This window comes from Micromonospora sp. NBC_01796 (genome assembly GCF_035917455.1).
Taxonomy (GTDB): Bacteria; Actinomycetota; Actinomycetes; order Mycobacteriales; family Micromonosporaceae; genus Micromonospora_G.
This window is the reverse complement of sequence record NZ_CP109078.1, coordinates 6972285-6998731: the sequence shown is the minus strand read 5'-3', so window position 1 is coordinate 6998731 and position 26447 is coordinate 6972285. Positions and strand designations below refer to the sequence as shown.

Below are 26447 nucleotides of genomic sequence, written 5' to 3'. Positions count from 1 at the left end.
CAGCTCGGCGCCCGACCGCCGCACCGACGCGTACGACCCCACCACGACATCGAGACAGTTACATTGAAGAAACTTAACTGATAGGCTTCCTGCCCATCGACGAGGTGGGGTGCCATGAGACTCCGACGTGAGGTAACCGCCCTGGTAGCGGGCGCAGCGGTAGCCATCGTGACCGGGTTCGCGCCGGCGCCGAACGGCCTCGCCGCAGAGGTGGACGGCAGTCCCGCGAACGTGGTGCTCGTGGTCTGCTCCGCGCCGGCATGGGCGGAGGGCGTCACCTATCCGGCAGGTAGCCGGGTCACCTACAACGGCCGCCTGTACGAGTCCCTGGTGACCCACACCCCACCGGCGGGTGCGGGGTGGAATCCCGTCGCCGCTGCCTCGTTGTGGCACGATCTCGGCGCCTGCGACGGCGGCACCCCGACACCCTCGCCGACACCCACCCGTACGCCGACTCCCTCACCGACGCCGACCCGCACCACCACGCCGACGCCGACGCCGACCCGTACGGCCACCCCGACGCCGACGCCGTCGGTGACGTCGGGACCGGGAACGTGTGCGGTCAAGTCGAGGCCGGCGGGCAAGGTGCTGCACGGGTACTGGGAGAACTGGGACGGTGCCTCGAACGGGGTGCACCCGCCGCTCGGCTGGATCCCGATCACCGACTCCCGCATCCGGGCGCACGGCTACAACGTGATCAACGCGGCGTTCCCGGTGATCCGCTCCGACGGCACGGTCCTCTGGGAAGACGGCATGGACGCCACCGTGAAGGTCGCGACCCCGGCCGAGATGTGCCAGGCCAAGGCGGCGGGCCTGACCATCCTGATGTCGATCGGTGGCGCCACCGCCGGCATCGACCTCAGCTCGACCGCCGTCGCCGACCGGTTCGTCGCGACCGTGGTACCGCTCCTGAAGAGGTACAACTTCGACGGGATCGACATCGACATCGAGACCGGGCTCACCGGCAGCGGCAACATCAACCAGCTCTCCACCTCGCAGGCGAACCTCATCCGCATCATCGACGGGGTGCTCGCCCAGATGCCGTCCAACTTCGGTCTCACGATGGCGCCCGAGACGGCGTACGTCACCGGTGGCAGCGTCACGTACGGGTCGATCTGGGGTTCCTACCTGCCGATCGTGAAGAAGTACGCCGACAACGGCCGGCTGTGGTGGCTGAACATGCAGTACTACAACGGCAGCATGTACGGCTGCTCCGGTGACTCCTACGCCGCCGGTACGGTCCAGGGCTTCACCGCTCAGACCAACTGCCTGAACACCGGACTGGTCATCCAGGGCACCACCATCAGGGTGCCGTACGACAAGCAGGTGCCCGGACTGCCCGCCCAACCGGGCGCCGGCGGTGGCCACATGTCCCCCGCGCTGGTGTCGCAGGCCTGGAACAGCTACCAGGGCAGCCTCAAGGGGCTGATGACCTGGTCCATCAACTGGGACGGCGCGAAGAACTGGACGTTCGGCGACAACGTGAAGGCCCTCCAGGGCCGCTGACGGCGACGCCCACCACCCCACGCGAACGCGTGGTATCGGTTGGTCGACGGTTCGCCGCCCCGCAGCGGGTTAGGCAGGCCGATGGTCGCCACCTGGTGGAGGCGGAGCCTCGGGCGGAAGCTGACGCTGCCCCTCGACGCCGAGGGGCAGCGGCTCGATCGGGCGCTCGACGAGGTACGACGGCGGGGCGAGTCGACCGGACGGGACCGCTACCGTCAGCTCCAGACCAAGCTGATCCTTGCCGTCCAGGCCGGCGTCGCGGCAGCCCTGTCGTGGTTGGTGGCCCACGAACTGGCGGGTGACCCGGCGCCGATCTTCGCCCCGGCCGCGGCGGTCGGCACCATCGCCTCCTCCATCGGGCAGCGCCTGGGGCGATCCGTCGAGCTGATCCTCGGGGTGGCGGTGGGCATTGCCATCGGCGACGGACTGATCGCCGCGATCGGCACCGGGCCGTGGCAGATCGGGCTTACGGTGACCCTCGCGATCATCACGGCGATCGTGATCAGCGGACACGGGACCCTGGTCAGCCAGGCCGGTGGTACGGCCGTTTTCATCGCCGCCCTGACCCCGTCGTCGCCGGACCTGGAGGGGCCCCGGTTCCTCGACGCGGTCATCGGTGGCGCGGTCGGGCTGATCGTCGTGGTGGTGCTCCTGCCGATCAGTCCCCTGCGTTTGGTCGAACGGGCCGCCAATCCGGCCCTGGACGAGCTCGCCGAGCAGTTGTCCCGCACCGCCCGGGCGCTGGCGGAACGGGACGCCGGTCGCGCCGAGGCGGCACTGGACCGGCTGCGCGAGATCGGGACCGACCTGGAGCGGCTGCGCGACGCCCTGGCGGGCGCGAAGGAGGTGGTCAACCTGGCACCCGCGCGATGGCATCGACGCCGTGCCCTGATGCAGTTCCAGGTCGGGGTCGAGCAGATGGACCGCGCCGTGTGGAACAGCCGAGGACTGATCCGGCGAGCCGTGGTCCTGATCGAGGACAACGAGCCGGTTCCGGCCAGCCTGCCACCGGCGGTGAAGAACCTCAGCGAGGCCATCCGCCTGCTGAACTACGAGTTCACCCGGGGCTGGGAGCCACGGGAGGCGCGTCGGGCGGCCCTGCGGGCGGTCAGCGACGCGGGCCGGGCCAGGGCCGAGGGGGTCGACCTGTCGGGCACGGTGGTGATCGGGCAGATCCGCAGTGCCGTCGTCGACCTGCTCCGGGCCACCAGCATCAGCCGCAGCGACGCACGGAACCTCGTACGCGACGCGTCGAACGGTCAGGAACCCGTACCGGTCCGACCGGGGCCCGGCTGAGGATGGGCCGGGACCGGGCCGTACCCCGCTCGGCAGCCGGCCGTCCCGCTCGTCCGTCAGCTCCGCCGCTCCCGGACGCTGAGGGCGTCGGTGAGCACGATCCCGAACAGGACCGCCACCACGGTGCCGGCAACGGCGACCGGCGCCAGGAAGATCATCGCCGGTGCCATGGCGACCAGGACCACGAGCCCGACCAGCCAGGGATGGGCCACGTGCACGAAGACCTCGTGCCCCAGCATGGTGCGACCGACGAGGAACAGCACCGGGCCGCCGATGATGACCGCGACCCAGCTCCCCTCCATCGGGCCGTACGGGTGCCTGATGATCAGCTCGTCGCCGACCGTGGTGAGTACGACGCCGGCCACCATGACCAGGTGTGCGTACCCGGCCCACTTGGTCTCCCGGCCCGGGTCGGCCGAGCCGGTGATGGCACTGCCGAGCTTCTCCCTCGTCCGGTAGAAGTAGATCCACCAGAGCAGGACCGTGGTGGCGAACGCGGTCACGAAGGCGAAGACGCGCTGGGACCCGTAGTCGCTGCTCCGGAAGGTCCGGGCGGTGATCACGATGGTCTCGCCGAGCGCGATGATCATGAACTGCCGGTACCGCTCGGCGAGGTGCTCCCCGGCCATGTTCCACTCCCAGGCCGGTGACCGGCCCAGCTTCGGCGTGGGCCAGCGCAACACCGGCACGAGGTAGTCCACGGCGAGCGCCACCGTCCAGAACAGCACCCGCAGCCCGCCGGTGACGAAGGCGCCGACGAACCAGAGCACGCCGGAGACGCCGAACCAGAAGATGCCGCGCAGCGGCCGGTTGCGCAGCCGGTGGTGGCGCAGGATGAACGCGAGCACCACGCTGCGGCCGAGGTGGATTCCGACGTACGCGGAGGCGAAGAGCGGTCCCCGACCGTCGAACGCGTCGGGTATCGCGGTCGACATCACCAGGCTGCCGAACATGATCGCGATGACCAGCAACTGGACGGCGGGCCGCTGCGAGTCCAGCGTGTCCGTGGCCAGGTTGGTGTACGACCACACCCACCAGGTCGCGAGCAGGAGGATCAGCGCCTCGTACGCACCGAGCGGGTGCAGGTCCTCGATCAGCGCCTCGGCGAGCCGGGCGAGGGTGAACACGAAAACCAGGTCGTAGAAGAGCTCCACGTACGTGGCCCGCTGCGGTTGGCTCGGGTCGCGGATCAGCGTGGAGCCTCTACCCGTTGTCATGCGCCGCCCGTTCCCACGCTCCCGCCCGCCTCCGGGCTGCCGGTTCGGGCGACAACCGGCCCCGTACCGATCCGTCGTCGCAGCCAGTCGTACCACAGGGCGACGGCACCGATCCCGGAATCCGGTGACGAACGGTCCTGCGAGCCCGCCGGGAGCCGTCAGCGGGCGGGAGCGACCAAACGGCGTACGGCGTCCACGATCGTCGTACGCCGGGTCTGCTCGGGTACGAGTTCCAGGAAGTCGGCGCCCTGCATCTGCCACATGTTGGCGAGGTTCTGCACCAGGGCCAGGATCTGCCCGGCGGTGAACCGGTCGGTGACGACGCCCCGACGCTGGGCCTCCGCCACCGCGTCGACCTTCTGCTTCATCGCGGTGGAGGTGGACGCGCGCCGGCCGGCCGAGTCGCCGCGCTCCAGCTCGTACCAGGCCACGAACCGCATCACCTCGGGGTGGGCCAGCCCGCCGTCGTAGAGGCGTGCGGCGTACTCGCCCAGGTCGTCGGCGTCCATCGGGACCCCCGCGACCACCTGCTCGACGATCGCGTCGAAAACCGCCTCGAACAGGCCCTCCTTGTTCTCGTAGAACGAGTAGACGAGGCCGGCGCTGATCCCCGCCCGCTTGGCGAGCCGGTCGACCCGCGCCCCGGCCAGGCCGTACGCGGCGAACTCCGACAGGGCCGCCTCCAGCAGGCGCTGACGTTTGGTCTCCGGGTCACGGGTACTCATGCTCCCAGCTTGCCTACTGAACATTCATTTGACAAGCCGCCTCGACCGTGGATATCGTCGCCTTACTGAATGAATGTTCACTACGAAGGAGTGGTGTGATGCCGAACCACGCTCACTGGACACCCGAGGCGATCCCCGACCAGACCGGGCGTACCGCCCTCATCACGGGCGCGAACAGCGGAATCGGGCTGGAAACGGCACGGGTCCTCGCCCGGCACGGAACCCGGGTGATCCTGGCCGGGCGGAGCCGGGCACGGCTCGACGAGGCGGTCCGTACGCTGCGCGCCGAGGTGCCGCAGGCGGACCTGGAAACCCTGGTCCTGGACCTGGGTGACCTGGCCTCGGTCAGGGAGGCGGCCGAGCGGATCGCCGCGACCGAGACCCTCGACCTGCTGGTCAACAACGCCGGGGTGATGAACATCCCGGAACGCCGGACCACCACGGACGGGTTCGAGCTGACCTTCGGCACCAACCACCTCGGCCACTTCGCGCTCACCGCCCAGGTGCTGCCCGCCCTACGGCGCTCCCCCGCGGCCCGGATCGTGACGGTCAGCGCGATCGCCGCGACCTGGCGCAGCGGGGCACTGACCGACCTGATGAGCGAGGAACGCTACCGCCCGATGGCCGCGTACGCGAAGTCCAAACGCGCCAACGTCGTCTTCACCCGGGAACTCGCCCGCCGCCTCACCGGGACGACCATCACCCCCGTCGTGATCCACCCCGGCGCCGCCATGACCAACCTCCAACAGCACACCCGAGGTGCGCTCCTCCGGGCACTCAGCGGGGTGATGGAGAGGTTCCTGATGGGCTCGCCGGAGGGCGCCGCGTGGCCCAGCCTCTACGCCGCGACCAGCCCCGACGTCCACGCCGGCGCGTTCATCGGCCCCGCCTCCCGCAACCAGACCGCCGGCACGCCGAAACCGGTGGCCCTGCCGCGCGGCGCCGACGACCCCGCCGAGGGCAGGCGACTGTGGGCCGACAGCGAACGCCTCACCGGCGTCTCCTTCCCGCTCTGACCGGTAGCGCTCAGTGACGTACGCCGGGGTCCCTGCCCGGGCCGCGGCGTGCCGGCAGGGACCATTACGGACGGTGCGGCGGGTGTACGCCGACCCCGGACGACCAACCTCGATGGAGGGTGCCGGGTCCGCACTTACCAACACACCGACACGACATCTGGTGTTCGGTATCCAGCCCTCCCCCATATATAGTCTGGGCCGCGACTGGTTCAGCCGGGCATCCAACCCGGCTGAGGCAAGAGGGAACCCGGTGGAAGTCCGGGACTGCCCCGCAGCGGTGAGTGGGAACGACAGCCGTCACACAGCACTGGGAGACAACCGGCCTCTGCCGGGTGGCCTGGGAAGCGACGGTCAGTAGGGGGTCACGGGATTTCCCGGGGCCGCGCCCATGAGTCCGAAGACCTGCCAGCCGCGCCGCGCCGGCCATCCGTGCGCGGCGGTCCGAGGCCGCGCGGGACGGCCGACGGCACAGACGCGCGCCCTCGCGTGCGTCCCTGCCTGCCTGCGCGCACTCCGGACCTCGTCGGCGACGAGTACGAGGAGCGACAGGTGACGGTCACAGAGTTGATGCCGGACGGCACGACGGCGGACGGCGATCCGCCCGCGCCGGGACAGCGGCGTACGCAGATGCAGGTGCGCAAGCGCAACGGCGCGCTCGAGCCGGTCGACGTGAACAAGATCGTCCGGGCGGTGGAGCGCTGGGCGGACGACCTCGACGACATCGACCCGCTGCGGGTGGCGACCCGGACGATCAGCGGACTCTACGACGGGGCGACCACGGCCGAACTGGACCGGTTGTCGATCCAGACCGCCGCCGAGATGATCGGCGAGGAACCCCAGTACTCCCGGCTCGCGGCCCGACTCCTGGCCGGATACGTCGACAAGGAGGTACGCGGCCAGGGCATCGCGTCGTTCAGCCAGGCGATCCGCCTCGGCCACGAACTCGGGCTGATCGGCGACGACACGGCGCAGTTCGTCGCGGTCAACGCCCGCAAGCTCGACGACGCCATCGACCCCACCGCCGACCTGCGGTTCGAGTACTTCGGACTGCGTACGGTCCACGACCGCTATCTGCTGCGGCACCCGACCGGCCGGCTGGTGCTGGAGACACCGCAGTACTGGCTGCTGCGGGTCGCCTGCGGCCTGTCCCGTACGCCGGGTGAGGCGATCGGGTTCTACCGGCTGATGTCGTCTCTCGCCTACCTGCCGAGTTCCCCGACGCTGTTCAACTCCGGCACCGCGCACACCCAGATGTCGTCCTGCTTCCTGGTCGACTCGCCCCGCGACGAACTCGACTCGATCTACGACCGGTACGCCCAGGTGGCGAAGCTGTCGAAGTTCGCCGGCGGGATCGGGATCGCCTGGTCGCGGGTGCGTTCCCGGGGTGCGCTGATCCGTGGCACGAACGGGCTGTCGAACGGGATCGTGCCGTGGCTGCGGACGCTGGACGCGAGCGTGGCGGCGGTCAACCAGGGAGGCAGGCGCAAGGGCGCGGCCTGTGTCTACCTGGAACCGTGGCACCCGGACATCGAGGAGTTCCTCGAGCTGCGGGACAACACCGGTGAGGACGCCCGGCGTACGCACAACCTCAACCTGGCCAACTGGATCCCGGACGAGTTCATGCGCCGGGTCGAGGCCGACGAGACGTGGTCGCTGTTCGACCCGGCCGAGGTGCCCGAGCTGCCCGACCTGTGGGGGGACGAGTTCGACGCCGCCTACCGGTCCGCCGAGGCCGCCGGCCGGTTCGTCCGCCAGGTCAAGGCCCGTGACCTGTACGGGCGGATGATGCGGACCCTGGCCCAGACCGGCAACGGGTGGATGACGTTCAAGGACCCGTCGAACCGGCTGTGCAACCAGACCGCCGAGCCCGGCAACGTGGTGCACCTGTCGAACCTCTGCACCGAGATCGTCGAGGTCTCCAGCGACGGCGAGACGGCGGTCTGCAACCTCGGCTCGATCAACCTGGCCGCGCACGTCGCGGGCGACGACATCGACTGGGAGCGACTGCGCGAAACGGTGCGTACGGCCGTGCTCTTCCTCGACCGGGTGATCGACATCAACTACTACCCGAGCGTCGAGGCGGCGGCGAGCAACCCCCGCTGGCGCCCGGTCGGGCTCGGCCTGATGGGCCTGCAGGACGCCTTCTTCGCGCTCCGGATGCCGTTCGACTCGGCGCCGGCGCTGGAGCTGTCCACCAGGATCTCCGAAGAGATCTACCTGACCGCCCTGGAAACCTCCGCCGACCTGGCCGAACGGTTCGGCCCGCATCCTGCGTACGCGCAGACCCGGGCGGCCCGTGGTCAGCTCCAGCCCGACCTGTGGGGCGTGACCCCGACGCAGGCGCAGCGCTGGGACGCGGTACGGCAGCGGATCGCGGCACACGGTCTGCGCAACTCGCTGCTGGTCGCGATCGCCCCGACGGCGACCATCGCCTCCATCGCCGGCTGTTACGAGTGCATCGAGCCGCAGGTGTCCAACCTGTTCAAGCGGGAGACCCTGTCCGGGGAGTTCCTCCAGATCAACACCGCCCTGGTCCGGGAGCTCAAGGCGCTCGGCCGGTGGACCGAGCAGGTCCGTACCGAGATCCGGCGGGCGGAAGGTTCGGTCCAGGGCATCGAGTCGCTACCGGCGGACGTACGGGAGCTGTTCCGGACCGCGTGGGAGCTGCCCCAGCGGGCGTTGATCGACCTCGCCGCCGCCCGTTCCCCGTACATCGACCAGAGCCAGTCGCTGAACCTGTTCATGAGCGCACCGAACATCGGCAAGCTCTCCTCGATGTACCTGTACGCCTGGAAGTCGGGGCTGAAGACCACCTACTACCTGCGGTCCCGACCCGCGACCCGGATCCAGCAGGCCACCGTCGCCATCAACCGCCCGGTCGCCGTCGACACCGACGCGGTCGCCTGCTCGCTGGAGAACCCCGAGTCCTGCGACGCCTGCCAGTAGCCCCCACCCGCACCCACACGTGAGGCAACACGATGACGAGCACCGACAGGACCTCCATGTTGCTCGACCCGGGGATGGACCTGACCCTGCGGCCGATGCGCTACCCGCACTTCTTCGACCGGTACCGCGACGCGATCAAGAACACCTGGACCGTCGAGGAGGTCGACCTGCACTCCGACCTGGCCGACCTCGGCCGGCTGACCCCGGCCGAACGGCACCTGGTCAGCCGGCTGGTCGCGTTCTTCGCCACCGGTGACACCATCGTCGCCAACAACCTGGTCCTCAACCTCTACCAGCACGTCAACTCCCCGGAGGGCCGGCTCTACCTGTCCCGGCAGCTTTTCGAGGAGGCGGTGCACGTCCAGTTCTACCTGAACCTGCTCGACACGTACGTGCCGGACGAACAGGAGCGGTTCGCCGCCTTCGACGCGATCGAGAACATCCCGTCGATCCGGCGCAAGGCCGAGTTCTGCTTCCGCTGGATCGACTCGATCTTCGAGCTGCGGGAGCTGCGCAGCCGCGAGGACCGGCGGGCGTTCCTGCTGAACCTGATCTGCTTCGCCGCCTGCATCGAGGGATTGTTCTTCTACGGCGCCTTCGCCTACGTCTACTTCCTCCGCTCCCGGGGACTGCTGCACGGGCTGGCCTCCGGGACCAACTGGGTGTTCCGCGACGAGTCGATGCACATGGCGTTCGCCTTCGACGTCGTCGACACGGTCCGCCGGGAGGAACCGGACCTGTTCGACGACGAGATGCGCCAGCAGGTACGCGACATGCTCGCCGAGGCGGTCGAGTGTGAGGTCCAGTTCGCCGAGGACCTGCTCGAACAGGGTGTTTCCGGAATGTCCCTGCCGGACATGCGCGAGTACCTCCAGCACGTCGCCGACCGGCGGCTCGCGCAACTCGACCTCGCCCCGATGTACGGGTCGAAGAACCCGTTCGCGTTCATGGAGCTGCAGGACGTCCAGGAGCTGTCGAACTTCTTCGAGCGCCGGGTGTCGGCGTACCAGGTCGGGGTGAGCGGCACGGTCAGCTTCGACGACGACTTCTGAGCGTCTCCGGTGGTGGGTGGGTCGACGGCCCACCCACCACCGCAAGGTGACACGCGGCGGTGGCCCGCCCGGTGATCGACGCGGGTCGGTCGCGACCGTACGATGGGCGGCAGTGCTGGTTCGCCCCACTCCTGCGGGTGGGGCGTCGTAAGAGGGAACCCGGTGCAAGACCGGGACTGCCCCGCAGCGGTGAGTGGGAACGACCGCCGTCATACGCACTGGGCGCGTGAGCGCCTGGGAAGCGACGGTCAGTAGGAGACCGGGTCACCCCGGTCGTGCCCGCGAGTCCGAAGACCTGCCCGCACCGCGTACGCGTCCGCGTACGCCGCCGTCGGCCTCTCGGGAGGGTCAGGGCGAGGCCGGTCGTCGTACCGTGCCCTGCCGCGTGTCTCCCGTGTGGTCGTCGGTCGACCTCGAGGGAAGGACACCCGTCTCGTGACGACACCATTCGGGCTGAGCACCGTGCTCGGCTATCCCCGCATCGGTCCCCACCGCGAACTCAAGCACGCCGTCGAGTCCTACTGGGCCGGCCGCATCGATGCCGCCGCGCTGGAGGACACCGCCGCCGGCCTGCGTACGGACGTGTGGCGCACGCTGCGTGACGCCGGCCTGGACCAGATCCCGTCCAACACGTTCTCGCTCTACGACCAGGTGCTCGACACCACGGTCATGGTCGACGCGTTGCCGGACCGGTTCCGCCGCCTCGACCTCGGCGACCTGGACACCTACTTCGCGATGGCGCGGGGCACGGCCGCGGAGCCGGCGCTGGAGCTGACGAAGTGGTTCGACACCAACTACCACTACCTGGTCCCGGAGGTCGGCCCGGAGACGGCCTTCGCCGCCCGTCCGGACAAGGCACTGCGGGAGTACGCCGAGGCGAAGGCGCTCGGCATCACCACCCGACCGGTGCTCGTCGGCCCGGCCACGTTCCTGCTGCTGGCCAAGTCCGCCGCCGGGGCACCCGGGGGCTTCCGGCCGTTCGACCGGCTCGCCGATCTGGTCGACGTCTACGCCGGGATCCTCGGCGCGTTCGCCGACGCGGGCGTGGCCTGGGTCCAGCTCGACGAGCCCGGCTACGTCGCCGACCGCGGCTCGGACGAGATCGACGCGCTCCGGGCCGCCTACACCCGGCTCGGTGCCCTCGATCACCGGCCGCAACTGTTCGTCGCGTCCTACTTCGGGGAACTCGGCGACGCGTTGCCGGCGCTGCTGGACACCCCGGTCGAGGCGGTCGGGCTCGACCTGGTCGCCGGACCCGGAAACCTGGACCGGCTGGCCGCGTACGGTCCACTGCCCGGCCGCACGATCGTCGCCGGTCTGGTCGACGGGCGCAACGTGTGGCGTACCGACCTGCGTGCCGTCGCCGGGACCGGGGCGACCCTGACCGGTCTGGCCGACCACGTCGCGGTGTCGACGTCGTGCTCGCTGCTGCACGTGCCGGTCGACCTGGCCGCCGAATCGAACCTCGACCCGCAGCTACGGGATCGGCTGGCGTTCGCCCGGCAGAAGATCGACGAGGTGGTGGCGCTGGGGCGGGCGTTGCGCGACGGCGTGGCCGCCCTACCCGCTCCCGCACCCGCCGCGCCGGCCGCGTGGCGGGACGACGCGGTCCGGGCCCGGCTGGACTCGCTGCGCCCCGAACACCTCCGGCGCGGTCCGTACGCGCAGCGGGCGACCGCCCAGCAGGCCCGGCTCGGCCTGCCGCCGCTGCCGACGACCACGATCGGGTCGTTCCCGCAGACCGACGAGCTGCGCCGGTCCCGGGCCGAGCACCGGGCGGGCTCGCTCGACGACGCGGGCTACGCCGAGCGGATGCGCGCCGAGGTCGCCCAGGTGATCGACCTGCAGGAACGCCTGGGTCTGGACGTACTGGTGCACGGCGAGCCGGAACGCAACGACATGGTGCAGTATTTCGGCGAGCAGCTCGACGGGTTCGCCGCCACCGAGTACGGGTGGGTGCAGTCGTACGGCTCCAGGTGCGTACGCCCGCCGATCATCTACGGCGACGTCGCCCGGCCGGCGCCGATGACCGTGGCCTGGTCCACCTACGCGCAGTCGCTGACGAACCGGCCGGTCAAGGGCATGCTCACCGGTCCGGTGACGATCCTGGCGTGGTCGTTCGTCCGGGCCGACCAGCCGCTCTCCCAGACCGCCAACCAGGTCGCCCTGGCGCTGCGGGACGAGGCACGGGACCTGGAGGCCGCCGGCATCCGCATCGTCCAGGTCGACGAGCCGGCGCTGCGGGAGACCCTGCCGCTGCGCCGGTCGGAGCAGAAGGCGTACCTCGACTGGGCGGTCGGGGCGTTCCGGCTGGCCACCAGCGGGGTCGCCGACAGCACGCAGATCCACACCCACCTGTGCTACTCGGAGTTCGGGGAGGTCCTGCCGGCGATCGACGCCCTGGACGCCGATGTCACCAGCATCGAGGCGTCCCGGTCGAGGATGGAGATCCTCGACGACCTGCACACCGCCGGATACGGCCGGGGCGTCGGGCCCGGTGTGTACGACATCCACTCGCCCCGCGTACCGGATCAGGCCGAGGTCACCGAGGCCCTGCGCCGGGCGGTCCGGGCGGTGCCCGCCGACCGGCTCTGGGTCAACCCGGACTGCGGGCTGAAGACCCGTGGCTACGCGGAGGTCGAACAGGCCCTCGCCCGGCTCGTCGCCGCAGCCGCCGAGGTGCGCACCACCCTCGCCTGAGCACACGGTGGGGCGGTGCCGGGACCTTCCGGCACCGCCCCACCACTCAGGGCAGGCGGCCCTGGATACGCCAGAGGCCGAGGCCCGCCAGCATCACGGCCAACCCGAGGAAGATGGCCGACTCCAGCCACTGGAAGTCCCAGTAGCGCTCACCCGGCTGGTACGCCACGTCGACCCGCAGGTCCAGGTTGCCCATGCACTCCGCGACCGCGTCGAACACGCCGGTGACGCAGGCCCGGTAACGGTCCAACTCGACCGGCTGCCCATCCGCGGTGAGCAGTTTGCTGGTGGACACGACCCAGGCGTCGGAAATCCGTAGTCCCCCGATGTCGGCCTCGCTGCCCAGGAAGCTCAGGTTCCGGACCGTCTCCGCGGTCACCTGGTGCGAGCCGGTGACCGGTGGGATCAGGTGCGGGCGGATCAGGGTGGGCACGGCGACCTGGACCAGGGCGAAGAGCACGGCGGTGAGCGCCATGGCCGGCACGGTCCGGCGGGCCGTCAGGCCGACAATCGCCCCGAGCACGAAGGCGAAGGCCGCGTACGCGACGGGTGCGATGTTGCGCGCCCCGAACTGCAACGCGGTGAACCGGTCCCCGGCCACCAGGTCGTACGGACTGGCCGCCCAGGTCAGCAGGAGGCTGGACAGTCCGGCCGCAGCCATGCTGGCCAGACCCACGAGCAGCAGTTTGGTGGCGAGCCACCGGCGCCGGGTCACGCTCTGGTTCCACACCAGCCGGTGCGTACCGGTCTCCAGTTCCCGGGCGATCAGCGGCGCGCCCCAGAACATTCCGAGAAACCCGGGAACGACGACGAGCAGGGCGCCGAGGACCTGCAACCGTCCTCGGTACCGGTCCACGAACTCGGCCGTCAGCGACCCGCACCCGCCGGCCCGGCCGTGGCACCGCACGAGGTCGGCATCGTAGCCGTGCCGGATCTGCACGCCCAGGGTCACCAGGTAGATCGCCGTCGCTGCCAGGGCGACCCCGCCCACCACCGCCTGGGCCCGGAACTGTCGCCAGGTCATCCAGGTCATCGCAGGACCTCCCCCGCCATCGCGGTGGCGGAAACGGTGGGCCCGTCGGCCGCACGGGTCAGGTAAGCCAGGACCAGTTCCTCGAGACGGAGATCTCCGGTCACGGTCCACGGCGGACCGGGAAGTGCACCGTCGGTACGCACGATGGCGCTGCTGTGCCGATCGGTGTGTTCGATCCGGATCACCTCGATCCCGGCCGGCGGCCGGTCGAGTACGTCGCGGGGCGCGATCAACCGGTGATGGGTCGACAGCAGGTCGCGTACGTCGCCGGCAACCTGGACGCGGGAGTCGGACAGCACGATCAGGTAGTCGCAGACCCGCTCGACGTCGGCGAGCAGATGCGACGACAACACCGCGCTGGCTCCGAGTTCCGTGACGAACTCCATCAGGTGACGCAGGAACCCGCTGCGTGCCAGTGGATCGAGGGCGGCCGCCGGCTCGTCGAGAATCAGCAGTTCCGGCCGCTTGGCGGCCGCGATGGTCAGGGCAAGCTGGGCCCGTTGGCCGCCGGAGAGCCGGCCCGCCTGCTGTCGAGGGTTCAACCCGAGTTGCGCGATGCGCCGGTTGGCCAGCGCAGGATCCCAGGCGGGGTTGAGCCGCACACCCATGCGCAGATGATCGGCTACGGTCAGCGCGGGGTAGACGGGGGTGTCCTGGGCGACATAGCCGACCTTCGCCAGGTGGGCACCGTCCGCGGCGGGACGGGAGCCGAGGACCCGCAGCTTTCCCGAGGTCGGCGCGATCAGTCCGCAGGCCAATTGCAGCAGCGTCGATTTACCCGCCCCGTTGGGGCCGACCAGACCGATCACCCTCCCCTGCGGGATACGGAGATCACAATCGGTCAGCGCCGGACGGCGGCCATAACGTTTCGTCAGACCCTCGGCGATCAACACCGGGCCGGAGTGTTCTGGTGGCATGGGCTCATCCTGCGGAGCAGGCACGGTGCCGACATCGGTCCGAAGCACGGTTCGCGGCGACCACGGCCGTACTTTTGACCGGTCCGTCGCGGATCGAGATTTCGTAGCCTGAACAGCGTGGATATCGGGGGACGGCGGTCCGGGCGGGGCACGGCGGTGGCCGACATCGGACTCGGTACGGCGTTCGCCGTGGCGATCGTCTTCCAGGCGATCGCGCTCGCGGTGAGCTGGGGCGGTCGGTACTGGTTGTTCGATCTCGCCGCCGGGGTGGTGGTGTGCACGATCGCCCTCACGCGCCGACGCCACCGGGTCCGGGCGACGGTCGCGGGCCTGGCCGTCGCGGCGGGAACCATCCTGGTCGCCAGGGCCGCCGAGCTGCCGGCCGAGCCCGGCCCGGCCATGGCGCTGGGCCTGGCCGTGCTGATGGGCTCGGCCGTACGGACCCTCGCCGTTGCGTGGGCCGGTGCCGCCTCGGTGGCGGGGCTCGCCGTGGTCATCCTCAGCCACCTCGCCACGGCGCCCTCCTCGTCGGGAGCGGTCGCGGCGTTGAACGGGATCGGATGGGTCGCCGCGCTCACCGTCGGACTGTGCCTACGGCTGTTCGACACCGGCCGCCGAGCGACCATCGACAGGGTGCGCCGGGACGAGCGCCTCGAACTGGCCAGGGAGATGCACGACGTGGTCGCGCACCACATCACCGGCATCGTGCTCCAGGCCCAGGCCACCCAGATCCTCGCCCGCAGACGCCCGGAGAATCAGGAGAACTCGCTGGCCGGCATCGAAACGGCGCTGGCGGGCATCGAGACGGCGGGTTCCGAGGCGCTGACGGCGATGCGCCGGGTCGTCGGTGTCCTGCGCGACACCGACGACGCGGCCCCCGCGATGCCCGGACCCGAACATCTCAGCGAGCTGGTCAGGCGGTTCGACAATCACGGCCCAGCGGTACGTCTGCGGCTGCCCGACGGCCCGTCGGCGTGGCCGCCCGAGGTGACCACCACCGTCTACCGGGTCGTCCAGGAGTCCCTGACGAACGTCTCCCGTCACGCCCCGCATGCCCGGTCGGTCGAGGTCAGCGTCGCCCAGGACCGGCAGGCCGTCAGGGTCGAGGTGCTCGACGATGCCCCGCCGGCACCCGCAGGGTCCCCGCTGCGCAGTGGATACGGCCTGGTCGGGATGCGCGAACGGGTCGAGGCCCTCGGCGGGACCCTGTGCGCCGGGCCGCGTCCCCGGCAAGGCTGGTCCGTCATCGCCACCCTTCCCGTCGCCGTACGGGAGCCCCGATGAGCATCAGCGTCCTGATCGCCGACGACCAGGCGATGATCCGCGGCGGCCTCCGGCTGATCCTCGAGGACCAGCCCGACATCAGCGTGGTCGGCGAGGCCTCCGACGGGGTCGAGGCGATCGACCTGGCGCGACGGCTGCGTCCGGACGTGTGCCTGGTGGACATCCGGATGCCCCGGCTGGACGGGCTCGAGGTGACCCGCGCCCTGGCCGGTCCGGGCGTCGCCCATCCGCTCCGGGTGATCGTGGTGACGACCTTCGACCTCGACGACTACGTCTACGGCGCGCTGCGCGGCGGCGCGGTCGGCTTCCTCCTCAAGGACGCCGGCCCCGCGCTGCTCGTCGAGGCCGTCCGGGCGGCACACGCCGGGGACGCGCTGATCTCGCCGGCGGTCACCCTCCGGCTGCTGCGCCACCTCGCGGCGGTGGGGGCACCGGTCACGGCGAAGCGCCCCTCTCCGCTGTCCGATCGGGAGACCGAGGTCGTCCGGGCGATCGCGCGGGGCCTGACGAACCGGGAGATCGCCGCCGAGCTGTTCATCTCGCTGAGCACGGTGAAGAGTCACCTGTCCGGCATCCAGGCCAAGCTCAGCCTACGCAACCGGGTCGAGATCGCCGCCTGGGCCTGGGAGAACCGCATAGCGGTCACGGCCTGACGGGACCGGGGTGAGTCCCACCGGAATCAGGACTGCGGGACGTGCCGGGGTTGGACCGGCCGGAACGTGGTCGGCGCACCGGGTGTGCCGCCGCGCCGGCCGGTGTACTCGGGGACGCCCACACAGGTGAAGAGCAGTGCTGCCAGGTCCTCGTCCTCGCCGAGCAGGGCGGGGACCTCCGTGTCGACGAAGGTCATCCCGGAGGCGCTGGCGCCGAGGGCGTACGCGGCGAGGTGCAGCCGCCCCTCCACCAGGCCCGCGGCGAGCTGGGCGTCGCGGTAGCCACGGTCGTCGAGGCCGGCGAGCGGGACCGCCGCGACGACAACGTACGCCGCGTCGCCGGCCAGGCCCTGGTCGAGGCAGACCCGCAGGAGTTCGTCGCGCAGGTCCCCGGAACGCACCGGACGGCCGAGGTCGGGCCACCGGTAGACGCCCGGCGAGTTGCCGTCGACCCCGTGGACAACCACCCAGTGCGGAACGTCGATCCCGCGCAGCGCGGCCCGTACCGGCCACTCCAGCAGAGCGCGCGGAAGGGTACGGCTCCGGTCCATCCGGCGCTGCGAGCCCCGGCGCAGCACCACCTCGTCCACCGACTCGGACGTGGGCACATCCGGCAGGGCGGGACCGTCCGGCCAGGGGTCCCCGAGTTCGTCTCGCTCGCCCGCGCGCTGCGCGGCGGTGCACAGCGGTAGTTCGACCGGCGGCAACTCCCCCACCACCGCCGTCCCGGTCGGGTGCACCGCCGGCTCGCCCTCACCGAGGCTGAGTAGCGCCAGGGGGTGTTCGTGCACACCGTCGGCCCCGACCAGGGTCCGCAGCCGCGCGTCCGGGAACAGCGTCCGCAGCCGGGGTGGTAGGCCCGCGCTCGTGGCCGCGGTCGACAGTTGTGACAGCAGCGTTCCGGCGTCCCAGTAGAGGTGCCGCCAACCGCGCTCGGCGTAACGCCAACCGGTCCGCCACGGCACGCCCGTCACCACCAGGGTTGTCGTGCTGCCGTCGGCGGCGGGCCCGACCTGGACCAACGCGTGCTCCTGCGGGTCGTACCAGTGGACGCCGTCCGGGACTCCGGTCACGCCCCGCGTGCTGGCGTACACCTCCAGGGGGAAGCGTGCGCCGGCGGAGCCGGAGGCGCGGAACGGGATCCGGAGCCCGTCGCGGTCGGCGACGCGGACGATGCCGGCGCCGAGGAAGAGCACCCGCCCCAGTTGCGCGGCGTCCAGCGGCTGCCGGGTGGCCGGGTTCCCGGCGAGTGCCGTGGTCGCGGGCATCTCCGGGTCCGGCAGGTCCCGCGGCAGCGGCAGCCTGGGCAGGCCACCGTAGGTTTTCATGGGCGGCGGTCGGGTCCCCGGATCGTTCGGCACGAGATCCTGGCGCACCCTGGGGTCGTCGACCGGGACGTCCCACGCCCGATCCAGCCCGTACGACGTCAGCCGGTGCAGCAGCCCGGCACCCGATTCCAGATCCACCCGACCATCCTGCCAGGATCGTCGACGCGGTGCCGGGGACGCCGGGGCCGCACGGGCGTCGTCAGCGGGTACGGGCCGGCAGGGTGAACCGCCATCCCTGCGACCGGAGGACGGGAATGGCGTGCTCGACGGCGTCGACGGTCTGGCTGCGGTCACCGCCTCCGTCGTGCATGAGCACGACCGCGCCGGGCGTGACACCTTCCAGCAGGCGCCCCAGCAGCACGTCCGTGCCGGGTGTCTCCCAGTCGGCGATGGCGAGACGCCAACCCAGTGGCTGCATGCCGAGTCGGGCGGCGACGACCGGGGTCTGTCCCCAGCTCCCGTAGGGAGCACGGAAGTACGGGATGGCGGCGCCGGGAACCGCCCGGCGGATGGCGGCGTTGGTCTCGCGGAGGTCCGCCCTGATCTGTTCCGGGGTCCAGGTGCTCATGTCGTCGTGGCGCATGCCGTGGTTGCACAGCGTGTGACCGGCTGCGGCGATCCGGCGTACCAGATCGGGGTGTTCGTTGACGTGATCGCCCCAGAGGCAGAAGACGGCCTGGATCCGGTTTCTGTGCAGGACCGAGAGCAGCCGGCGGGTGTCGGCGGGGTTGGGTCCGTCGTCGAAGGTGAAGCTGACCACGGACCCGCTCCCCCGTGCGGTGTCGACGATTTCGGTGCTCGGGCCGGGCCGGTGCGCCTGGGCTGGACCGCCCGCGGCGAGCACGAGTCCGAGTGCGCCCAGGGCGATGCCGGCTCGGATGAGCGGGCGGGTGAACGGTGGTGGCATGGCAGGTCCGCCTTCCTCCGCCGCAGCCGGCGGGATCGGTACCGGATGGGTGGGAATATCCGCTCGGCCGGCGACCCGGCGGGTACGCCGGCCGAGCGGATCCCGTCGGTCAGGGCGTACGGCAGGAGACCGTCGGGGCGGTCCAGTTGCCGTTGGCCATGACGGTGAAGCCGAAGGTGGTGCTGCCGCCCGCCGGTACGTTGCCGTTCCCGTTGGGCCGGACGGTCATCACCACACCGCTGCTGTCCCAGCTGGGGCTGCCGTTCCAGACCGTGGAGACCCGCTGCGGGCTGCGCAGGGTCACGGTGCCGGTCCAACTGGTCAGGGCGGTGCCACCGGCGCGGATGGTGACCTCGCCGTTGAACCGGTCGCCCCACCGCTGCGTCTCGCGGTAGCTGGCCGTGCAACTGCCGCCGCCGGCCGGGGGTGTCGTCGGGGTGGCCGTCGGGCCGGGGTTGCCGCCGCCGTCCGGGGCGACCGCCCGGCCGGTGCTGGTGGAGATCATGCCCGCGCAGAGGTTGCGGCTGGTGAGGTTCGCGACGATCTGCGGGATGGCGTTGATCGTGGTCTGGTAACCGTCGTGCATGAGGATCACCCCGCCGTTCTGCAGGGTCCCGGCGGCCTGCACGATCTGCGCGGTGCTGGCACCGTTCCAGTCCTGCGAGTCCACACTCCACAACACCTCGGTGAGCCCGAGCTGGGACTCGACCGACCTGAGGGTGGCGTTCGTCTCGCCATAGGGGGGTCGGAACAGCCGTGGTGCGGTGCCGGTCGCCTGCTGGATGGCCTGCTGGGTCTGGCTGAGTTCCGAGGTGATCTGCGCGGCGCTCATCTGGGTCAGGTGCGGGTGGGTCCAGCTGTGGTTGCCGATCCACATGCCGGCCTGCTGCTGGGCCCGGACGAGCGACTGGTTCTGCTGCGCCTTCTGCCCGATGTTGAAGAAGGTGGCGCGTACCCCGTTGGCGGTGAGGGTGTTGATCAGCGTACTGGTGGTGCCGGGGTTGGGGCCGTCGTCATAGGTCAGGGCGACGTACCCGTTGCTGCAGTTGGCGGCCGCGGCCGACGGTCCGGCGGTGAGCGCGACGGCGGTCGCGGCCACGACGGTGACGAGGGCGGTGAGCGCGAGGGCGGGTCGGGACAGGCGGTGGGTGGGTGACATGGGCCGGCTCCTCGGAACGAAGGAGGTTCATGGGTACGGGCGGTGCGACGACGGCCGAGCGGGTCGGATCGGTACGCGTCTACCGGCGCGGCTTCTGCGGGATGCGCGGCAGCACGTACGGCGCTCCGGCGTAGATCAGATCTGCCTTGACCGTGTTGTACGCCCGCTTCGGCTGGTAGTTCTCGTCGTACAGGGTGGCCAGGCCCTCCGGCGGGTTCTCGAACCAACCGGGGATCCAGGAGTGCCGGTCGGTGAAGCCCCAGACGGTGAACGACAGGCACCGCCGGTTGGACAGGCAGGCCTGCAACAGGACGCTGTAGTTGGCCGCCGACGCCTGGAGCCGGGGGTTGATCTCGTTGGAGTCGCCGGCCTGGACCCCGGGTGTCATCTGGCTGCGTACGTCGACCTCGGTGAACGCGGTGGCCAGGCCGAGGTCGGTGAAACGCTTGAGTGCGTCGGCGACCTGGAGGGTGTCGTAGTTGCCGTACTGGGTGCCGAGGTGGCCCTGGCTGCCCACACCGTCGATCGGCACCCCGGACGTACGGAGTCGCTTGACCATGTCGTACACGAACTGGGTCTTGTCGTTGGTCGGGTCACCCGAGCCGAACGCCTCGATGTTGTAGTCGTTGTAGAACAGCAGGGCGTTGGGATCGGCGGCCCGGGCCCAGCGGAACGCGTCGGCGACGTAGTCGGGACCGAGGTGCTGAGCCCAGAAGCCCTTGTAGTGCAGGGCCGGCGGGTTGTCCCAGGGGTCGCTGACCGCCTCGTTGACCACGTCCCACTGCCAGATCTTGCCCTTGAAGTGCTTGACCACGGTGGTGATGTGGTTGCGCAGGATGCCGCGCAGTTCCTCCCGGTCGATCGAGCCGTCGGCGACACCGGCGGTGAGCCAGCCCGGCAACTGGTTGTGCCACACCAGTACGTGGCCGCGTACCCGCTGGTTGTTCTGCTTCGCGAAGGCGATCAGCTCGTCGGCCGGCGCCCAGTTGTAGGTGCCCCGGGTGGGTTCGAGGCTTTCCCACTTCATCGCGTTCTCGGCGGTCACCGAGGAGAACTGCGAGGCGGCGAGCTGCCGGTACTGCGGGTCGGCCGGGTCGTTCAGGGCGGCCATGTCGACCGCGGTGCCGATGTAGAGGTCGTGCCGCATGCCGAGTGCACGAAGGCTCTGGTCGCCGGGTTGGACCGTGCGTCCCGCCGAGGCGGGCAGGCTGTTCAGGGTGCCGGCGGTCGCCAGGGCGACGGCGCCGACGACTATCCATCGTCGCAGCTTCATCGAGCGTCCTCTCAGGACTGGGACGGGAATGACGGGCGGATCGGTCGCGCGGACGGGACATCCGGGCAGGCGGAAGCTGCCCCCGTCGCGGAAGCGTCACTGCGGTGTCTGTACCTGCGCGGACGAGCGCCGCGCCTGCTCTCGTGCGTTACGGGTCTTCCGTAACTTGGCCGAAACTTTACGACGACAATCGATGGTCGTCAACAGATTCGCGGCTCGATATCCCTTGTGAGCTGGACTGAAAACTTCCGGATCGGCCCGAAAGTTTCGGTTCTGCCCGTACACAGACCTGTACCCTCGCCCGTGATCTCACGGGCGAGGGTCGGGCGGCCGGCGGGTCAGTGTTCGAGGTAGGTGGCGTAGTCGTAGTCCGCGTGGACGCCGTCGGCACCGAGGTCCTGCACCCAGAGGCCGAGGAATGCGCCGGTGAAGCCCCAGGCTGCGGGCTCGCCGTCGATGACGGTGGCGGCGTGCTCGTCGGAGAGGATGGTGGCGTCGAACTCCGCCGGCAGGTCGTGCCAGCCGTCGCCGTCGCCGACGCGGTACGCCAGGCGCAGTACGGGTCCGTCGAAGGTCACCCGGAGTCCGACCCGGTCGGCGGCACTGACGTCGACGCTCAGGTCCGGGTGCGCGGTGAGCCGGCCGCTGTCGCAGCTCAGCACCTCCAGCACCCGCCGGCCGTCGTCGGCCCGGGTGAGGTAGGCGTAGTACCAGTTCGCGGTGTTGTAGTAACCGGTGATGCCGGCGAGCTGCCGATGGTCGGCCGGGTCGAACTCCACCACCGTCTCCAGGGAGCAGCGCGTCGCGCCGACCCGGCGGGCGACCAGGCTCGGCTTCTGCCGACCGACCGGCGACTGGCCGCCGAAGATCCGCAGGTGGGAGGCGCGACTGCTCAGGTCGACCCAGTCCGGCCCGGCCGGGCGACGCAGGGTGGACCAGGACACGCCCAGCGAGTCGTCGTCGAAGTCGTCGGTCGCCGGTTCCGCCGGCCACGGGTGCGCGGGCAGGTCGGGTGCCGCGATCTCGTCGGCGGGTACACCGCCGGGGATCGAGGGCCACCCGTCCGCCGGCCACTCGACACGTTGCAGGGCGGTCTCCCGACCCAGGACGCAGTTGCCCAACGGCGTGTACGGCCGCCCGACCAGGTGCGCCAGGTACCACTGCCCGGTCTGGGTGCGTACGAGACTGCCGTGACCTGCCTTCTGCAACCGCAGTTCGGGACGGCCGACGGAGGTGAGCAGCGGCCCGGCCGGGTCGGTCAGGTACGGGCCGAACAGGGACCGGGACCGGGCGATGCTGACCTGGTGCTCCCAGCTCGTACCGCCCTCTGCGGTGAGCAGGTAGTACCACCCGTCGTGCCGGTAGATGTGCGGGCCCTCGGTCAGACCGACCTCGGTGCCCTCGAAGATGAGCCGGGCGTTCCCGACGAGTTTGCGCTCGGCCCGGTCGTAGCGCTGGATCTCGATGCCACCGAAGCGGTCACGACCCGGCCGCCAGTCGGCGCTCATGGCCAACAGCCAACTACTGCCGTCGTCGTCGTGGAAGAGCGAGGCGTCGAAGCCGTGCGCGTGCAGCGGGATCGGGTCCGACCAGGGGCCGTCGATCGCCGGTGCGGTGATGAGGTAGTTCTGCGGGTCCCAGTAGCCGCTGGCGAAGCTGGCCACGTCGCTGTAGACGAGGTGGAACAGGCCGTCGGCGTAGGACAGGTCGGGGGCCCACACCCCGTTGGAGTCGCCGGCACCGCGCAGGTCCAGCAGGCGTCGCTCGGTGATCACCCCACCCAGGGCCTGCCAGTGCACCAGGTCACGCGAGTGGTGCACCCGTACGCCCGGGTACCACTCGAACGTCGAGGTGGCCAGGTAGTAGTCGTCGCCCACCCGCAGGATCGACGGGTCCGGGTGGAAGCCGCTGAGGATGGGATTGCGGATCGATCCGGCGGCCGTCGTGACGCTCGCGATGTCGGTCGACATAGTTCGTCCCCTCTGACGATCGTGCTTCCGGCGGTTGTCCGGAAGTTTCGCGTCAAGATGTCGAAATTCTCGCTCACGATAACCGGCAAAGTCGAGACACGACAGACCTTGACCGGCACCTTCGTCGCGTCGTAACGTGCCCGTCATCAATCGAAAATACCGGTCTCTTGCCGAAACTTCCGGGGCCGTTTAACACCTCCCGCTGACTGATCGGCATCCGAGTACCTCGTACGTACCTCGAAGGGATGGCTCATGACGGCGCACCTCTCCCGCAGATCCCTGCTGGGCCTCGCCGGTGCCAGCGCCGGCGCGTTCCTGCTGGCCGGCTGCGGCAACGACGAATCCGCCGACCCGGAAGGCCCCCAGACCATCAACTGGTGGCACATCCAGAACACCGAACCGATGCTGCCCGTCTGGGCCGCGATGGCCAAGGAGTACGAGACCGCGCACACCAACGTGAAGGTGGCCATCCAGCCGCTGGAGAACGAGGCGTTCAAGACCAAGCTCACCACCGCCACCCAGGCCGGGTCACCGCCGGACCTGTTCCAGTCGTGGGGCGGCGGCGTGCTGAAGCAGCAGATCGAGGCCGGGCTGGTCAAGGACATCACCGACGACGTGAAGCCGTGGATCGGTTCGCTGCTGCCGGTGTCGGTGGAGCCGTACACCGTCGACGGAAAGATCTACGGCGTCCCGTTCGACGTCGGAATGGTCGGGTTCTGGTACAACAAGGAACTCTTCACCAGGGCCGGCATCACCGCCCCACCGGCGACCTGGAGCGAACTGCTCACCACCGTCGGCAAGATCAAGAGTGCCGGGATCACCCCGATCGCCCTGGCCGGCAAGGAGAAGTGGCCCGCCCACTTCTACTGGTCCTACCTGGTGATGCGGATCGGCGCTCTGGACGCGCTGAAGAAGGCCGGCACCGACCACAACTTCGACACCCCCGACTTCATCGCCGCAGGAGCGCGACTCAAGGAACTGGTCGCGCTCTCGCCGTTCCAGAAGGACTTCCTCGCCGCCGAGTACGGTTCGCCGGACGGCCAGGCAGCGACCATGGGCAACGGCGGTGCCGCCATGGAACTGATGGGCCAGTGGGCGCCGGCCGTCCAGGCCTCCTCGTCCACCAGCAAGAAGGGGCTCGGCGACAAGCTGGGCTTCTTCCCGTTCCCGTCGGTCGACGGCGGCAAGGGCACCTCGAGCGAGGTGTTCGGCGGCGGCAACGGGTTCGCGGTCGGCAAGGACGCCCCGCCCGCGACCCTCGACTTCCTCAAGACCCTGCTCGAGGTGGCCAACCAGCGCAAGTCCGCGACCACCGGCGCGGTGCTGCCGACCGTCAAGGACGCGGCGGACGCGATCGCCGACGCCAACAACAAGGTGGTCGCCTCGACCCTCGCCGCGGCGACCGGGTTCCAGCTCTACCTGGACCAGGCCTACCCACCCGCGGTCGGCCAGCAGGTCAACGACAGCATCGCCGAGCTGGTCGCCGGGTCCAAGACGCCCGAACAGATCGTCAAGGACATCACCACGGTGGCGAAGAGCCAGTAGCATGCCCCGCCCCCAGAATCCCGCACCCCGGTACGACCAGCGAGTGGAGCAGGCAGGATGAACCCACCGGCCGGCACCGGCCTGCGCACCGCCAACGCGCCGACCGAGCTCCCACCCGTACCGCCGGCGGCCACGCGACAGCGTGGCCGCCGGGCCCGGCCCAGGCTCGGCCGGCTGGGTACCATCGCCATCTTCCTTGCCCCGGCGCTGGTGCTGTTCCTCCTCCTGGTGATCGTGCCGATCCTGGTCGCCGCCTACACCAGCCTGTTCAAGTGGAACGGGTTCAACCTGCCGGAGAACTTCGTCGGCCTGGACAACTTCACCCGTGCCATCGACGATCCGGTGTTCCTGGGCGACCTGCGGCGCGGTCTGATCCTCATCGCGCTCTCGGTGCTCGTCCAGCTTCCCGTGTCGCTGGCCCTGGCGATGCTGCTCAACCAGCCACTGCGCGGGCGGGCGGTCTACCGGCTGGTGTTCTTCGCCCCGTACGTGTTGTCCGAGGTGACGACGGCGGTGCTGTTCACCCTCGTCTTCTCGCCCAACCGGGGCCTGAGCACCACCGTCTTCGGCTGGTTCGGCGCCGCCGACCTCGGCGGATCGCTCTTCGCCGACCCCGCCACCGTGCTCTACGCCCTGTTCTTCGTGATCTCGTGGAAGTACTTCGGCTTCTACATGATCCTCTACCTGGCCGGCCGGCAGGGCATCCCCAAGGAGCTGACCGAGGCCGCCACCACCGACGGCGCCACCGCCTGGCAGGTCTTCCGGCACGTCACCCTGCCGCTGCTCGGCCCGACCATCCGGATCAGCGTGTTCCTCTCCGTGATCGGCACCATCCAGCTCTTCGACATGGTCTGGGTGCTCACCGGCGGCGGGCCGATCCGCTCCTCCGAAACCCTGGCCGTGACGATGTTCCAGTACGGCTTCCGCCGCTTCGAAGTCGGTTACGCCAGCGCCATCAGCATCATCATGTTCCTGCTCAGCCTCGTCTTCGCCCTGCTCTACCAGCGCTTCGTGCTGCGGCGGGACATCGAGGGCGCGCTGACCACCCGGGGGGTCCAACGATGACCACGAGCCAGCAGGCCAGCACCTCCGCCCGCGTGCGCCGGTTGACCCTGCACGTCGTGTCGATAGTCATCGGGGCGTCCATCGTCGTACCGATCGCGTTCGGGGTGCTCGGCGGGTTCAAGGACAACGGTCAGCTCTCCACCAACCCGCTCGGGCTGCCGCACCCGTGGGTGCCGGGCAACTACACCGCCATCCTCGCCTCCGGGGTGTTCTGGCGGCAGCTCGGCAACAGCACCCTGATCGCCCTGGCCACCGTACTGATCGTGGTCGGCGCCTCGGCGATGGCGGCGTTCGTGTTCGCCCGGTTCACCTTCCGGGGCAGGGAGTTCCTGTTCACCCTGTTCGCCGTCGGGCTGATGTTCCCGTTCACGGTGGCGATCCTGCCGCTGTTCATCCTGCTGCGCAGCATGGGTCTGCTGGACAACCCGCTGGGGGTCATCCTGCCCCAGGCCGCGTTCGGGCTACCCGTCACGATCATCATCCTGCGGTCGTTCTTCCGTACCATTCCCGGCGAGGTGGAGGAGGCGGCCACGCTGGACGGATGCGGGCCGTTCGCCTTCTTCTGGCGGATCCTGCTGCCCATGGCCAGGCCCGCCCTGGCCACCGTCTCCGTGCTCGCGATCGTCGCGAGCTGGAACAACTTCATGCTGCCGCTGGTCGTCTTCACCGACCAGAGCTGGTGGACCCTCCCGGTCGGGGTGCAGGCCTTCCAGGGCCAGTACGCCGACGACACCGCCCGCGTCCTGGCCTACGTCGTGCTCTCCATGGTTCCCGCCCTGGCCTTCTACGCGGTCGCCGAACGTCAGCTCATCGGTGGGCTCGCCGGCAGCGTGAAAGGCTGAACGGCCGGGCCCG

The 26447-nt window shown here is 70.2% G+C and carries 20 protein-coding genes and 2 riboswitches; of the genes, 11 read left to right on the top strand and 9 right to left on the bottom strand.

Annotation, left to right across the window (positions count from 1 at the left end; all coding sequences use genetic code 11):
• The first annotated feature begins 114 nt into the window (after positions 1-114).
• Together OIE47_RS31235 and OIE47_RS31230 are read left to right on the top strand one after the other, a co-directional pair.
• Complete coding sequence (locus OIE47_RS31235) at positions 115-1506, top strand: glycosyl hydrolase family 18 protein (protein WP_326558116.1); 1392 nt, start codon at positions 115-117, stop codon at positions 1504-1506.
• Positions 1507-1587: 81 nt separating this feature from the next.
• Positions 1588-2802: an FUSC family protein gene (locus OIE47_RS31230; protein ID WP_326558115.1), complete on the top strand. Its 1215-nt coding sequence runs from the start codon at positions 1588-1590 to the stop codon at positions 2800-2802.
• 56 nt (positions 2803-2858) lie between these two features.
• Here the strand turns inward: OIE47_RS31230 and OIE47_RS31225 are convergent, their stop codons facing one another.
• Both OIE47_RS31225 and OIE47_RS31220 read right to left on the bottom strand, forming a co-directional pair.
• Complete coding sequence (locus OIE47_RS31225) at positions 2859-4019, bottom strand: low temperature requirement protein A (RefSeq protein ID WP_326558114.1); 1161 nt, start codon at positions 4017-4019, stop codon at positions 2859-2861.
• Between the two features lie 158 nt (positions 4020-4177).
• Complete coding sequence (locus OIE47_RS31220; RefSeq protein WP_326558113.1) at positions 4178-4744, bottom strand: TetR family transcriptional regulator; 567 nt, start codon at positions 4742-4744, stop codon at positions 4178-4180.
• Between the two features lie 98 nt (positions 4745-4842).
• On the opposite strand from OIE47_RS31220, the gene OIE47_RS31215 reads away from it, so the two are divergent.
• The 4 genes from OIE47_RS31215 (at position 4843) to metE (ending at position 12458) form a co-directional block, all read left to right on the top strand.
• Positions 4843-5760, top strand: a complete 918-nt coding sequence (locus tag OIE47_RS31215) for an oxidoreductase (protein ID WP_326558112.1) — start codon at positions 4843-4845, stop codon at positions 5758-5760.
• 188 nt (positions 5761-5948) lie between these two features.
• A riboswitch (cobalamin riboswitch) is annotated at positions 5949-6184 on the top strand.
• A gap of 143 nt (positions 6185-6327) precedes the next feature.
• The gene (locus OIE47_RS31210; protein WP_326563290.1) at positions 6328-8706 is read left to right on the top strand and encodes a ribonucleoside-diphosphate reductase subunit alpha; all 2379 of its coding nucleotides are present in this window, start codon (positions 6328-6330) and stop codon (positions 8704-8706) included.
• Between the two features lie 32 nt (positions 8707-8738).
• Complete coding sequence (locus OIE47_RS31205; RefSeq protein WP_326558111.1) at positions 8739-9758, top strand: ribonucleotide-diphosphate reductase subunit beta; 1020 nt, start codon at positions 8739-8741, stop codon at positions 9756-9758.
• Positions 9759-9857: 99 nt separating this feature from the next.
• A riboswitch (cobalamin riboswitch) is annotated at positions 9858-10075 on the top strand.
• Between the two features lie 118 nt (positions 10076-10193).
• Positions 10194-12458 carry a 5-methyltetrahydropteroyltriglutamate--homocysteine S-methyltransferase gene (metE, locus tag OIE47_RS31200; protein WP_326558110.1) on the top strand — a complete coding sequence of 755 codons (2265 nt, stop codon included), beginning with the start codon at positions 10194-10196 and terminating at the stop codon, positions 12456-12458.
• Between the two features lie 46 nt (positions 12459-12504).
• Here metE and OIE47_RS31195 read toward each other — a convergent pair whose 3' ends face one another.
• Both OIE47_RS31195 and OIE47_RS31190 read right to left on the bottom strand, forming a co-directional pair.
• On the bottom strand, positions 12505-13491 hold the full coding sequence (locus OIE47_RS31195; protein ID WP_326558109.1) for an ABC transporter permease subunit: 987 nt from the start codon (positions 13489-13491) through the stop codon (positions 12505-12507).
• Complete coding sequence (locus OIE47_RS31190; RefSeq protein ID WP_326558108.1) at positions 13488-14408, bottom strand: ABC transporter ATP-binding protein; 921 nt, start codon at positions 14406-14408, stop codon at positions 13488-13490. The genes OIE47_RS31195 and OIE47_RS31190 overlap by 4 nt, the downstream gene beginning before the upstream one ends.
• 117 nt (positions 14409-14525) lie before the next feature.
• Between OIE47_RS31190 and OIE47_RS31185 the strand changes: the two genes are divergently transcribed.
• Together OIE47_RS31185 and OIE47_RS31180 are read left to right on the top strand one after the other, a co-directional pair.
• Positions 14526-15692, top strand: a complete 1167-nt coding sequence (locus tag OIE47_RS31185) for a histidine kinase (protein ID WP_326558107.1) — start codon at positions 14526-14528, stop codon at positions 15690-15692.
• On the top strand, positions 15689-16345 hold the full coding sequence (locus OIE47_RS31180; RefSeq protein WP_326558106.1) for a response regulator transcription factor: 657 nt from the start codon (positions 15689-15691) through the stop codon (positions 16343-16345). The genes OIE47_RS31185 and OIE47_RS31180 overlap by 4 nt, the downstream gene beginning before the upstream one ends.
• Positions 16346-16371: 26 nt before the next feature.
• Here the strand turns inward: OIE47_RS31180 and OIE47_RS31175 are convergent, their stop codons facing one another.
• From OIE47_RS31175 to OIE47_RS31155, 5 genes are all read right to left on the bottom strand, one after another.
• A complete protein-coding gene (locus OIE47_RS31175; protein WP_326558105.1) occupies positions 16372-17811 on the bottom strand; it encodes a hypothetical protein in 1440 nt (479 codons plus the stop codon).
• Between the two features lie 61 nt (positions 17812-17872).
• A complete protein-coding gene (locus tag OIE47_RS31170) occupies positions 17873-18580 on the bottom strand; it encodes a polysaccharide deacetylase family protein (RefSeq protein WP_326558104.1) in 708 nt (235 codons plus the stop codon).
• 109 nt (positions 18581-18689) lie between these two features.
• Positions 18690-19739: a polysaccharide deacetylase family protein gene (locus tag OIE47_RS31165; RefSeq protein ID WP_326558103.1), complete on the bottom strand. Its 1050-nt coding sequence runs from the start codon at positions 19737-19739 to the stop codon at positions 18690-18692.
• Positions 19740-19818: 79 nt separating this feature from the next.
• Complete coding sequence (locus OIE47_RS31160) at positions 19819-21012, bottom strand: endo-1,4-beta-xylanase (RefSeq protein ID WP_326558102.1); 1194 nt, start codon at positions 21010-21012, stop codon at positions 19819-19821.
• A gap of 338 nt (positions 21013-21350) precedes the next feature.
• On the bottom strand, positions 21351-22982 hold the full coding sequence (locus OIE47_RS31155) for a glycoside hydrolase family 43 protein (protein WP_326558101.1): 1632 nt from the start codon (positions 22980-22982) through the stop codon (positions 21351-21353).
• 252 nt (positions 22983-23234) lie between these two features.
• Between OIE47_RS31155 and OIE47_RS31150 the strand changes: the two genes are divergently transcribed.
• Genes OIE47_RS31150 through OIE47_RS31140 form a run of 3 tightly spaced genes read left to right on the top strand, consistent with a single transcriptional unit; the run spans position 23235 to position 26434 of the window.
• On the top strand, positions 23235-24527 hold the full coding sequence (locus tag OIE47_RS31150; RefSeq protein ID WP_326558100.1) for an extracellular solute-binding protein: 1293 nt from the start codon (positions 23235-23237) through the stop codon (positions 24525-24527).
• Between the two features lie 57 nt (positions 24528-24584).
• Complete coding sequence (locus OIE47_RS31145) at positions 24585-25592, top strand: carbohydrate ABC transporter permease (protein ID WP_326558099.1); 1008 nt, start codon at positions 24585-24587, stop codon at positions 25590-25592.
• On the top strand, positions 25589-26434 hold the full coding sequence (locus OIE47_RS31140) for a carbohydrate ABC transporter permease (protein ID WP_326558098.1): 846 nt from the start codon (positions 25589-25591) through the stop codon (positions 26432-26434). The genes OIE47_RS31145 and OIE47_RS31140 overlap by 4 nt, the downstream gene beginning before the upstream one ends.
• The last annotated feature ends 13 nt before the right edge of the window (positions 26435-26447 follow it).